Origin of the sequence: Methanoregula sp., assembly GCF_035543475.1 — an archaeon.
Lineage (GTDB): Archaea > Halobacteriota > Methanomicrobia > Methanomicrobiales > Methanospirillaceae > Methanoregula.
Genome location: NZ_DATKKA010000007.1, coordinates 186,047 through 197,858, shown reverse-complemented (window position 1 = coordinate 197,858; position 11,812 = coordinate 186,047). Strand labels below are relative to the sequence as shown.

The following is an 11,812-nucleotide window of genomic DNA, read 5'->3' as shown; positions in this document are numbered from 1 at the left end:
AAGGTACGCACCGGTGTCAGAAAGCAGGTTCCGGATAAAAGAGGTGACCGGGATCGGTCAGGCCTGCGGGTGGGCAGGGGGGAGTGAAGGGCCGCCATAGCGGCGGTAGAACCAGTACTTGACTACCTCAACAAGCGCGATGTACCCTGCTACAAGCACCACGAGCATGGCAAAGAATGCGGGCGGTGGCGGGACAAAACCAAAGAGGGCCCCCACGGGCGTGAACGGGAGGATGCACGCGATGATCACGATGGCCAACGTGCTTGCCACAAGGAGCCGGCTCGGGCGGCTCTTCCAGAACGGGATGACCCGGGTCCGGATTACAAAGATGATAAGCGTCTGGGTGCAGATCGACTCGACAAACCACGAGGTCTGGAAGAGAGCACCATCCGCATTGAAGACGAGAAGCAGGATCAGGAATGTGAGGTAGTCGAAGACCGAGCTGATGGGCCCGAAGATCATGATAAACTTCTGGATAAACCCCATGTCCCATTTCTTGGGAGTGCCGATGTACTCCTCATCCACGTTATCAGTGGGGATGGTCGCTTCCGAGAAATCATACAGGAGGTTGTTGAGCAGGATCTGGATCGGGAGCATGGGGAGGAACTTCAGGAAAAGGGAGGCCCCGGCCACCGAGAACATGTTTCCGAAGTTGGAGCTGGTCCCCATCAGGATGTACTTCATCGTGTTCCCGAAGGTTTTCCGTCCTTCGAGCACACCGTCATTGAGGATGCGCAGGTCATTTTCCACAAGGATGATATCGGCCGACTCCTTGGCGATGTCCACCGCGTTTGCCACCGAGATCCCGACATCAGCCTCACGGATGGAGGGCGCATCGTTGATCCCGTCGCCCATGAACCCGACCACGTGGCCGTTCTTTTTCAGGGCGTTCATGATCCGGTTCTTCTGGACCGGGGTCATCCTCGAGAAGATGGTGATGCCGTCAACGACCCGTGCCAGTCCTTCGGTGTCAAGGTTCTCGACCTCTGCCCCGGTAAGCACGCCCCTGACAGGGACGCCGATCAGCTCGCAGGTCTTGCGGGTGACCAGTTCGTTATCCCCGGTCAGGATCTTGAGCTCAATCCCCGAACGGGCCAGGAGCTGCACGGATTCGCGGGCGCTCTCCTTGGGCGGGTCAATAAAGGTGACAAGGCCAACGAGGACCATCTCTTTTTCGTCCCCGACCGAGAACGCAGCCTGGGGACCGGCCAGGTTCCGGTAACAGACCGCGAGCGCCCGGAAGCCCTGTGCACTCTGGTCCTCATAGATCTTCTGGATCCGGGCCCTTGCCGCCGCATCCAGCGGCCGGACCGAACCCCCGGACTCTTCCGCGGTACAGACCCGGAGAACCTCCTCGGGAGCTCCTTTCCCAATAATGACCGGCCGGCCGTCCTTTTCTACCACCACGGAGACCCTTTTGCGGATAAAATCGAAGGGGATCTCGTCAATCTTTGTGCAGTTGCCGATCTCCAGGTGCCGGAACCGGAGTACCGCCTCGTCGAGCGGGCTCTTGAGGCCGGTCCCAAACAGGCTGTTGATATACGAGTAAAGGAGCACGGACTCGCTGTCGTTCCCGCTGGTATCCAGGTGCCGTACGAGTGCGATCTGGTTCTCGGTGAGGGTCCCGGTCTTGTCGGTGCAGAGCACGTCCATGCTGCCGAAGTTCTGGATCGATTCCGGGTGCCGGACAATTGCGCCCTTCTCCGACATGGCGATCGCGCCCTTGGAGAGGTTGAGCGAGAGGATCATCGGCAGGAGCTCGGGCGTCATACCGACAGCGAGCGCTATTGAGAAGAGGAGCGAGTCCAGGAGCCCGTGCCGGAAAAAGGCGTTAATAAAGAAGACGACGATGACCAGCGCAAAGATGATCCGGGTCATCAGGTAGCTGAAGTGGCGCAGGCCCCGCTCAAACTCGGTCTCCGGGGGCCGGCTGACCAGGCTCTTTGCCACGTGCCCGAACTCGGTGGACAACCCCGTCATCGTGACAACCGCGGTTGCCGTACCGCTCACAACCGAGGTACCCAGGAAAAGATAATTTCCGGCCTCGGCAAGCGGGCTCCCGGGTGCCTCCATGCCCGGTGCTTTCCCGACCGGGAAGGGTTCCCCGGTGAGCGCTGACTGGTTGACAAACAGGTCTTTTGAGGAGAGGACGCGTGCATCGGCCGGGACAATGTCCCCGGCAGAGAGGATGATCACGTCGCCGGGCACGAGCACGGTGATAGGCAGTTCCTCCTTTTCACCGTCGCGCAGGACCGAGGCCCTGGTGATGATCTTCTGCCGGAGCAGTTCGGCCGCGTTCCCGGCCTTATATTCCTGGAAAAAGTCCAGCGTGACACTCGCAATCACGATCACGATAATAATGATCGCCGATGTCGCGTCGCCGGCAAAGATCGAGATTGCTGCTGCCAGTATCAGGATGATGACGAGCAGATTTTTGAAATGGGACAGGTACTGGACAATAAGCGGCTGCCTGCGGATCCGTGAGACATCGTTTGGCCCGAACTCTGCCAGGCGTGCAGCCGATTCGGCAGAGGAGAGACCTTTCGCCGAGGTTCTTAGCGTGCTCAGCACATCGGCTTCCGGCGTGGTATGGAACGGGAAAACAGTTGTTTTCCGGTCACTTCCCTGCCTGTCCATACTATCGTTTCCCATGCCCGTTCCCGTCTCCTGAAAGTTTCCGATTCTCCGGAAGTGCTTTTGCATTCTCCGGAAAAAATCCGTTAGCTGATGTTCAAAGGTAAGTGTATTAATATTGCCCTTTGTCTTCCTGCACAAATTGTACCGGGGCGATCCTACACCCGGGAAAAACCGGTCTGATTGCGATTTTGCCGGGAAGGTCATATCCAGAGGAGCCACGAGAATACACCAAGGCTGTCACCTGGAAAACCGCGGAAAATAAGCCCGTATAACCGTCCGATTCCCCGTGGAGTAAATCCGGGCCTTTAAATTGATTTATTTGCCAAAATACGTCAGAATTAAGCCCCATATAATGCCCCAAAACGGGCATTGGCGGCCTGTTTTTGGGCATCTTTTTCCGGGATCGGATGAAAACCCATCCGGGCCCGGGATCGGGCTGTAAACCGCGAATACGTGAACCGTTTATTTTGTCCGATTGCAAAAATACGGCCAATTTGGGCTTTGTTTTAAACGGAGCCCAATACGACCTCCGCTTATACCCCGGAAAGGATGATCCGGGTTTAAATCGGGCCCGGATTAGGGTACGTGATGTGGGGTGATCCGGGGGTGGGAGGTTGACCATACTCACGGGCAAGGTGATCATTTACAGGATTTGCCGGATCGCGGACCGGACTTTTCCAAAAAATCCTCAGCTGCGATGTCGCACAATTTTAGAAATCGTCAGCAGCCGATCCGATCTTTTTTGAAAATTCTCTGCTCGTGATCCGTTCCTTTTTGGAAATCTTCAGCCACGAAGTTGAAGTTTTTCCGGAATCCTCAGCTCTGGGCCCAAACATTTCTTGAAATCCTTGGCCGCGTGATCAAACATTTTTTAGAATCTCCGGGTCCGTTGCCGGATTTTTTTCTGAAAAAACAGAGGGTTTGCTCAGCCTCCGTCTGAAAATGTGATGATTATTCGTGGGTTGGCCGTTTTTGCTGCATAACTGTCTCGATCTTTTCTGAGAATCTTCAGCTGCCGGGTCGATCCTTTTTAAAAATCTTCAGCTGCTGAGTTGAAGATTTCCCGGAATCTTCCGCAACTGACCTGCACTTTTTTCAAAATTATCAGTGGCCGTGTAAAACTTTTTTAAGAAATTCTTGGCTGCTGATCCGATCATTTTTGAAAATCCTCATCTCATGACCCATACTTTTCCGGAACTCTGCGGGTCGGTTCGGTTCGGTTTGTTCCGGATTATGTTGGGGGATATCGTGGGGACTGTAGCCCCCCACCCCCACAAATGAGGGGGGTGGAATCACAACGGGATTTTAGGGAGTATGAAAATAAAACGATGCCAGACGCGAGAAAACGCCTTGCCGGATTTTGCGCTACGCATTTACGGGATCCTGATGTGCGATTGAATTTGATGGGTGGGGTGATTATTTATTGGCCTCTTTACTTTCCCAACATAGTTCATTCCTTTTATGAGGCGACAATCGAAAAAAAATCCTTAAGGATTATCCAATAGGATTCCTTGATCTCCTATTAATGAGTAAAAATGACTCTTTTGTAATGGCGATTGGTGATCATTGAGCCTTACCTTACAAAACTCCCGGGAACTCCCAGTGTACAATGTAGCATGGATGCCGGAAAAAATTGTCCTACCCACCCAGTACAGGATAGTCCGTGTACCCCTTTTCTTCACCGGTATAGAACGTGGCCATATCTTCACGGTTCAGCGGGGCATCCCTCATGAACCGCTCGGGAAGATCCGGGTTGGCAAGGAACGGGGTACCAAATGCGACAAGGTCCGCAAGACCATCTTCAATTACCCGGGTAGCTCTCTCTTTGTCGTACCCACCATTCAGGATCAAGGTCCCGTCAAATTTTTTGCGGATAAGCGGGGCCATCTGTGCATCAGGAGTTACTGCCCCGAGTTTGCCACCGACCGGTTCAACAAGGTGAATGTACGCGATGCCGAGTTTACTGAGCCGGTCTGCCAGATGCCCGAAGGTTTCCCGGGGATGTGTATCCGACATTGCGTGAAGGTTAAAGTGCGGTGAGATCCGGTAGCCCACCTTTTTTGCACCCCAGACTGCAACCACCGCTTCTGCTATCTCGACAGGGAGGCGGGCGCGGTTCGCCAGGCTTCCCCCATACCGGTCGGTACGGTGGTTTGAACCGTCCCGCAGGAACTGATCCAGCAGGTACCCGTTTGCCCCGTGGATCTCGACGCCATCAAATCCCGCCTCTTTTGCACGGGCCGCGGCGTCCTGAAACTCCCGCACGATTTTTAGGATCTCTGTAAGCCCGAGCGCATGGGGGACCGGGATAAACTTCTTTCCCGCGGGCGTGTGAATCGTCTCATTGACCGGGAGTGCTGATGGAGCAACCGGGAGGCTCCCTGACAGATAATCCGGGTGCGACATGCGGCCCACATGCCAGAGCTGGAGAAACATTTTCCCCCCGGCCCGGTGGACGGCAGAGGTTACCTCCTTCCAACCGGTAACCTGTGCATCCGAATAAATCCCGGGCGTCCGGAAAAAACCCACACCCTGCGGGCTGACCTGGGAACCTTCAGTAATGATGAGGCCGGCTGATGCTCGCTGGACATAGTACAATACCGAGAGCGGGCCCGGGACGTTAACGCCGATGGCCCGGCACCGGGTCATGGGTGCCATCACCATACGGTTCGCAAGCCTGAGATCACCTAAAACATACGGGGAAAACAAACTCATACGATCCTTCCTTTTGATCCCGGCGTTGAATATTTGTACCCGTATTCACGTCCTGCCGCGAGAACCGTGAGCATACCCGCACGCTTCACCCGCACACCCTCGAATAGGTGTCTGCCATCCGGTGCGCAATCGGGCTCCAGAGGAATTGCCTGTCTACCTTTGCCCGTCCCCGCCGCCCCCGCACCTGTGCCGTCGTAGGATCATCGATCATTGCACCGATGCCCCATGCAAGTGAATCCGGTTCCGGCTGCACCTTGATGCCGTTGATAAATGTATCGATGTTCTCAGAAAGGCCGCCTACATCGCAGGCTACCACCGGCTTTTCCGCGCTCCATGCTTCCAGGAGCACAAGGCCAAACGGCTCGTTCCGGCTTGGGATGACCACGAGATCGCAGGCGTTGAGGAGCCGAATGTATTCAGAGTCCGGGATATACCCGACAAAATTGACGGGAAGGTCCTGTGCCCGGTGCTGGAGATATTGCTTCATCCCACCATCCCCGGCAACAATCACCTTTGCATCCCAGCGGTTGCGGCATACCTTTCGCAAAGCCTCGATAAAAAGATCCGGGCCCTTCTGGTACACCAGACGGCCGATGAATAGAATAAGGGGAGCATAGGGATGGATCCCGTATGACCTCTTCACGTCCCCGGGATCGATGTCGGATCGGTACTGCTGAGGCACGATGCCATTTGGCACCACGTCGCATTTCCAGCCAGGGACGTTATAGAGCTGCATTACTTCCTGTTTCATAACGCTGGAGACAGCAGTTACTTTCTTTGCGATAAGCCCACCATACCATTCTTTTCCAGAGATCTCCTTATACTCCCACCAGTCGCCGTACTGGTTTCCGTTCCTGCCGTATTCCGTTGAATGGAACGTAAGGATAGTGTTCCTGTCCTGCAGCTGGTGGAGCGCCTGGACCGGATGCCAATCATGGAAATGCAGGATATCAAATTTTTCTTTCTCTTCGGATTGCCGGAACAGGTCAACCATCTGGTTGCTCATGTCATCGCAGTACTGCACGGTGTTATTCCCCTGTGGTCTGCAGTAATGATACGAGACACCGTTGATTTCCTGGTCTTTCATCCACCCACGGGTAAAGAAGTGCACGGAGTGGTCTTTTGCGAGGCTCTCTGCAAGCCGTGTCGCTGCGCTTGCCAGCCCCCCCACACGTTCTGCATAGAGCGATTCCCAGCAGAAAAATGCTACGTTAAGCGACTCCATAGCAGTTTCCTCCTCTCGTCGAGTATCGTGATGAGATCCTGCCGGTCCAAAAGGCCATCGATATCCATGGCTAACTTCTGGTCTGAAAGGACATGTTCGATCCAGTGCGCGATGTCTCCCCGGACCTGGTGGTACATGATCGAATCTGTCGGTACTACGGTAAGCAGGTTGCAGAACTGGTCCAGGCTGTATGCGGCATACCCGACATAACCGGAGGGCGAGGCAAAATGGAACGCTTCTTCCGGGGTCAGGGTTCGTAGCGTCTTTGCCGATCGCTTGTTCTTCATGATCCGGACTGCCCTCCTCTCAAAATCGGCAAGAACGGCCATGTAGATCTTAAAAGCGTCGTCGGCCTCGTGGTGACTGAAATAGTTGTGCACCTCCCCACAGGTCCCGTACTTGGAGGCCATGTAATAGAAGTGGTCGCTTGTCTGGAGATACCGCCAGATCTTTTTGTCCTTCGCGAACGCCGCTGCTTTCTGGATGGCCGAATATGCCGTATGCTGCCGCTCGTTCCCCATCCACGCGGACACGTCCTTTTCAATGTCGGCCCAAGAAATGGTGTCCGTCACATCGATCGTACCAACCGGGGGGTATCGTTCCAGGACCTCTGTGGGCAGTGTTGTCCTGACCCCCCGTTTCTCCAGCTCTTCGGGAAGGTAAGAGAGGAAATTAAAGATCCCGGTCTCTTTCCAGAAATGCTCGCCGAAGGTCTCATAATCGAGGAAGATGTTCACAATATCCCCGGATGTGCCGCTGATCCAGTCGGCATACGTGTCCGCGGTCAGCGGGTACTTGTCCCAGCCCTGGTTGCCAAACCGGAACGCGATGTCGTCAGAGAGCTGGATGTCGCGGAGGAGAACGGGCAGATCATTGCAGGAATAGATATGGTGCGGGCTGCGCCAGTCAAGGATCCGGTCTACTCCCTCGGTGAAGATCCCGGCATATCCCATCTTTTTTACACAGGTGGCAATCTGGTTATTGAAGGTAAACTCGGTATTTTCAAAGACATTCGGGCGGATGGCAAAAAGGTCATACATCAGGTCGGCATGCATCCCGGCCTGCTCGATAAATTCCGATTTGTCGCCGAAGCAGCCGGAAATGCTGTGGTAATACGTCTGCCCGAGGATCTCGGAGTTTTTATGCCGGGCTACCTGGTCAAAGAGGGACAGGATGTCGGGTTTCCACATCTCCAGCTGTTCGATGAGCGTACCGGAAAAGGAGAATGTACAGCGGAAGCCTTCGTCGAGTTTATCAAGAATGATCCGGGTGGCCGGCAGGTAGCATTTTTCCGCAACCCGTTCCAGTACTTCCCGGTTGAGTTTGTCAAAATAGAGCGATTCGAGATCCTTTTCTTTCTTCTTTGGATCGGGTGAAAAGTGCCGGTTCAGCCGGAAAGGCTGGTGCACTTCAAATCCAATACAGACATCTGGCATGTATTTCGTCCTCCACCACTTTTTTTACGGGGTAAATGTTCCTTTTTGACTGCTCTTTCTCCGGAACAGACTCTGTTTCCATGGCCGGCACACTTTCCATGAAAGAACATTCCATGGTCTGGCAGGCAGGGAATTTTCCAGTAAAGCGGACATTAAAACAGGGGAGGTAATAGAAGCTTTCTTAAGATTCATATTTTGAAACATGGTTTGAAATGGTCGTTTGTGAAAATGGAAAGATTCCCGGCAGGGCCGCGGCATCTTCCGTTCAGCGATCAGTCCCCACGGCCTCCTGCAAAGAATTTACCCGGTTCTGATAAATGACCTGGCGCATATCCTGCAGGTTCATCTTCCGTATGAGGAGTTTTTTTTCTTTGAGTTGTTGTAACGCATAGCGTACTGTCCTCGGGGAGTAGGTCATTTTCTCTGCAATCTCCTTGTGGGTCAGGGCACCACAGGTGCCAAGAATCTCGAGAACTTTTTTTTGTGAATGAGGTAACGGTTGCATAATCTCACTCTTATTCCCGGGTGTCAGCTGCAGCTGGCCCCGCATGTCCCCTCTTTCTGGTCTGCCGCTTCCTTGTCAGCCAGGATGTGGGGAATTGCTTTTTTCACAAAATCGTCGATCGTTTCCATTGTTCCCCAGGATTCCGCAAGATACGCTTCGGAATTATCGGGGTCAGGAATGACAAGGACATTACCGTCCTGGTTTGGCCCGGATACGTACTGCCTTCCTTTGTGTAGGTTGTGCACTCCCTGAGCCCCGCCTTTTGGAATCCTCGCATGGATGATCCAGTAGGTCAGTTTGTCGGTCGCGCTCACGTAGACCTCGTGATCCTGCTCGAATTTTTTCATGAGCTCCAGTGTTTTTTCTTCCATGATCTCACCAGTTCCTGTTTTTCGTGCCCTTGCCTGGAAGGGATGGTTCTTTAACGGGCCGGATATTTACCGGTGACTTTTAAAGGATCTTTCCCGAAAATCAGATTTTGAAACACAGAATGAAATGATCTGCAGGATCCTTGGCCCGGCCGGGGGCGGCAGGATCCTGTCAGTACCTGTTCCACGATCACTTCGTGTAATTCACCGTAATGATCCCCTCTTGGAGCCGGAAGTCCGGCCTGCTTTCCGGACACTGCCCCGCCCTTTCACGATTAAGTTCCCTGCAGGAACTGGTCCAGTTTTTTCCGGTCAAAGCCGAAGATGAAAGTGTCATCGACCTGCACATACGGGGAACCGATGTGGCCGGTTTTTTCAATGACCAGGTTCCTCGCTCTCTCATCTGCGGCGATATCGATCTCCGTGAACTCTACGTTCTTCGATCTGAGGTATTCCTTGACTGCACGGCAGCCGGAACACCCCGGTGTCGCGTAGACCCGGACAACGCGAGGTTTACCCCAGAGTTTCCTGATGAATGATTCGCGGCCGGACAATGCCTTGTACTGCTGGTATCTCCCGGGGTTTTTCTTATCATAGTCCTGGTGGTATTCTTCGGCCGGGTAGAAATTCGTGTACGGCCGGATCTCGGTTGCGACAGGATGTGCAAACTTTCCAGAAGCATCGACCTTCTTTTTCGATGCTTCAGCCAGCATTTTTTGTTCATCGTCGTGGTAGAATATGGCTGTTTTGTACTGTGACCCCTTGTCCGCGAACTGCCCTGCCGGGTCGGTCGGGTCTATCTGTTTCCAGAACGTGTCAAGCAGGGTATCATACGAGATCGTATCCCCGTCATAGGTCACCTGCACCGATTCGAGGTGCCCGGTTGTCCCGCTCGAAACCTCCTCGTATGTCGGGTTCTCTGTTTTTCCGCCTGCATATCCCGAGACCGCATCGATTACGCCATCGAGCGCCCGGAACGGCGGCTGCATGCACCAGAAGCAGCCCCCGGCGAAGGTCGCTTTTTTTACGTTTTTTCCCGTTCCCTGTTTTTCATCCATGGTACTATCTCTCCAGCTTCCTTTTGTTATCACCCGAAGGTAAATGTGTACGCATTCAGGCCCGGCTCCGGAATATCGAGCTCCAGGGTATGCAGCCCGTAACCAGATCCCTGCACAAGGGAATACAGCCGGTCAGCCTGGATCGTGACGGTCCCGTTGGTGACATCGGGACCCGCCATATCTGTAACCGGTTTTCCGTCCAGCAGAACCTGTACTGCCGTGGCATTTTTGGCACTGGCAACGAAATAGACGTTTTTCGCGTCATACGGGAACACGATGCTCGCAGTCCCGGTGTTTTCTGCGTACTGGTCGGCAAAATTCCATGTCCCGGACAGGTACAACCCGTTCAGCTGCACCTGTGGGGGGATCGCAAGCATCTGGAGCCCGGTCACCGAGGCATTCCCGTTTGCCAGGTACTGGTTGCGTGCTGCACCAAAGTACGTCTCCGGACTTCCGACATCAGAAAAATTTACGGCAACGGCATTGGACGGGACACTGGTCGCGTTTGAGATACTGATATTGAGACCGAGCGCCCCTGCCCGTTCCCTCAGGAGATCCTGGATCTCGGCCTCGGTCTCATTGTAATTGCCTTCGCCGATATGGTGGTACACGATGAAGCCGTCAATGTCGATGAGGTAGTCCTCGGGCCAGTACTTATTCCCGTACGAATCCCAGGTCGCGTAGTTGTTGTCGAGCACAACGGGGTACTGGATACCGAATTTCTGGACCGCCATCCTGACATTGTCGATGTCGTGCTCGAACTGGAACTCCGGGGTATGGACCCCGATGATCTCGAGGCCCTGGTCGTGATATTCTTCGTACCACAGGTTCAGGTACGGGATCGTGCGCTCGCAGTTGATGCAGCTGTACGTCCAGAAGTCCACGAGGATGACATCCTTTCCGACAAGGCTTGCGATAGTGATATTGTCAACGTTCACAAACCCCGACGGCTCTGCAATTTCCTTTGCATAGGGGTACAGTTTCGCCTTTTCTGCGTTTATTGCGGTCCTGTTCCCCGGCGCTACCGCTGTTCCTGTGAAGGACCTGTTGGGGGAAAGCGGCGTAAGGACAATGATGACCGCTGCGATGAGGATGAGCGCCACGATAAGTGCCAGTGTTCTTTTTTCCATGGTTTTTTCAACTCCCGAGAAGGAACCCGTTGAGCTCCGGCAGGTTTGCGATGAGGGAGAGCGTCTGCGTGAAGATCAGGATACCGATAACGATCAACAGGATGCCGAAAACAATGTTGACGTAATGCAGCACCCGGGAATATTTACTGATCCAGCCCACTGCCTGCGACGCAAACAGCCCGGTGATAATGAACGGCACGCCAAGCCCTGCCGAGTATGCAAGGAGGAGGGTGAACGCAACCGTCGGTTCCGTTGCGGCAAGCCCCAGGATTGCCCCGAGTGCAGCCCCGACACAGGGAGTCCAGCCAGCCGCGAATGCAACACCGAATACAAACGAGGTAAGATACTTCGATTTTATCCCGGTCACGGCAAACTTGTGCTCCTGCTCGAGCCAGCCGATCCGGATCAACCCGACCAGGTAGAGGCCAAAGAAAATGATGATGAGTCCTCCGGCTCTCGACAACCAGAGCTGCACAGTGTACGTAACAGAGTTCAGGATCGTATTCAAAAGGACCCCGAGGAGAGCAAAGACCAGCGAGAAGCCGGCGACAAAGAGAATGCTAGCAAGGAGGATGTCCCATCGTTTTCCCGCGCCCTCCTTCACTGAGGTCCCGGCAAGGTAAATGAGAAAACCTGGTACAAGTGGCAGGACGCAGGGTGCAAGGAAAGAGACAATTCCTGCAAGGAATGCGACGATATAGGAAACACCGGCCATGTACAGCCTCCGGGATCAGACAT

The 11,812-nt window shown here is 54.1% G+C and carries 9 protein-coding genes; all 9 read right to left on the bottom strand.

Features of this window, described 5'->3' with window-relative positions; all coding sequences use genetic code 11:
• Window positions 1-57: 57 nt before the first annotated feature.
• Entirely contained in the window at window positions 58-2,652 is a 2,595-nt protein-coding gene (gene mgtA / locus VMS83_RS03045) for a magnesium-translocating P-type ATPase (RefSeq protein ID WP_325409751.1), read from the bottom strand.
• Between the two features lie 1,623 nt (window positions 2,653-4,275).
• Window positions 4,276-5,352 carry an alkene reductase gene (locus VMS83_RS03040; RefSeq protein WP_325409749.1) on the bottom strand — a complete coding sequence of 359 codons (1,077 nt, stop codon included), beginning with the start codon at window positions 5,350-5,352 and terminating at the stop codon, window positions 4,276-4,278.
• Between the two features lie 85 nt (window positions 5,353-5,437).
• Window positions 5,438-6,577 carry a glycosyltransferase family 4 protein gene (locus VMS83_RS03035; protein WP_325409747.1) on the bottom strand — a complete coding sequence of 380 codons (1,140 nt, stop codon included), beginning with the start codon at window positions 6,575-6,577 and terminating at the stop codon, window positions 5,438-5,440.
• Window positions 6,559-8,013 carry an alpha-amylase gene (locus VMS83_RS03030; RefSeq protein ID WP_325409745.1) on the bottom strand — a complete coding sequence of 485 codons (1,455 nt, stop codon included), beginning with the start codon at window positions 8,011-8,013 and terminating at the stop codon, window positions 6,559-6,561. The genes VMS83_RS03035 and VMS83_RS03030 overlap by 19 nt, the downstream gene beginning before the upstream one ends.
• Before the next feature lie 265 nt (window positions 8,014-8,278).
• Window positions 8,279-8,518 (bottom strand): MarR family transcriptional regulator, encoded by a 240-nt coding sequence (locus tag VMS83_RS03025; protein WP_325409743.1) that lies wholly within the window; start codon window positions 8,516-8,518, stop codon window positions 8,279-8,281.
• A 23-nt stretch (window positions 8,519-8,541) separates the two neighbouring features.
• Entirely contained in the window at window positions 8,542-8,889 is a 348-nt protein-coding gene (locus VMS83_RS03020) for a hypothetical protein (RefSeq protein WP_325409741.1), read from the bottom strand.
• A gap of 272 nt (window positions 8,890-9,161) precedes the next feature.
• Entirely contained in the window at window positions 9,162-9,944 is a 783-nt protein-coding gene (gene msrA / locus VMS83_RS03015; RefSeq protein WP_325409739.1) for a peptide-methionine (S)-S-oxide reductase MsrA, read from the bottom strand.
• A 29-nt stretch (window positions 9,945-9,973) separates the two neighbouring features.
• Window positions 9,974-11,074 carry a redoxin domain-containing protein gene (locus tag VMS83_RS03010; RefSeq protein ID WP_325409737.1) on the bottom strand — a complete coding sequence of 367 codons (1,101 nt, stop codon included), beginning with the start codon at window positions 11,072-11,074 and terminating at the stop codon, window positions 9,974-9,976.
• A gap of 7 nt (window positions 11,075-11,081) precedes the next feature.
• Window positions 11,082-11,789, bottom strand: a complete 708-nt coding sequence (locus tag VMS83_RS03005; protein ID WP_325409735.1) for a cytochrome c biogenesis CcdA family protein — start codon at window positions 11,787-11,789, stop codon at window positions 11,082-11,084.
• Window positions 11,790-11,812: the final 23 nt, after the last annotated feature.

What these genes read in the sequence shown, in the direction of transcription:
- mgtA (WP_325409751.1), bottom strand. Translation starts at nt 2,652, where the DNA reads ATGGGAAACGATAGTATGGACAGGCAGGGAAGTGACCGGAAAACAACT.
- VMS83_RS03025 (WP_325409743.1), bottom strand. Translation starts at nt 8,518, where the DNA reads ATGCAACCGTTACCTCATTCACAAAAAAAAGTTCTCGAGATTCTTGGC.
- VMS83_RS03010 (WP_325409737.1), bottom strand. Translation starts at nt 11,074, where the DNA reads ATGGAAAAAAGAACACTGGCACTTATCGTGGCGCTCATCCTCATCGCA.
- VMS83_RS03035 (WP_325409747.1), bottom strand. Translation starts at nt 6,577, where the DNA reads ATGGAGTCGCTTAACGTAGCATTTTTCTGCTGGGAATCGCTCTATGCA.
- VMS83_RS03040 (WP_325409749.1), bottom strand. Translation starts at nt 5,352, where the DNA reads ATGAGTTTGTTTTCCCCGTATGTTTTAGGTGATCTCAGGCTTGCGAAC.
- VMS83_RS03020 (WP_325409741.1), bottom strand. Translation starts at nt 8,889, where the DNA reads ATGGAAGAAAAAACACTGGAGCTCATGAAAAAATTCGAGCAGGATCAC.
- VMS83_RS03030 (WP_325409745.1), bottom strand. Translation starts at nt 8,013, where the DNA reads ATGCCAGATGTCTGTATTGGATTTGAAGTGCACCAGCCTTTCCGGCTG.
- msrA (WP_325409739.1), bottom strand. Translation starts at nt 9,944, where the DNA reads ATGGATGAAAAACAGGGAACGGGAAAAAACGTAAAAAAAGCGACCTTC.
- VMS83_RS03005 (WP_325409735.1), bottom strand. Translation starts at nt 11,789, where the DNA reads ATGGCCGGTGTTTCCTATATCGTCGCATTCCTTGCAGGAATTGTCTCT.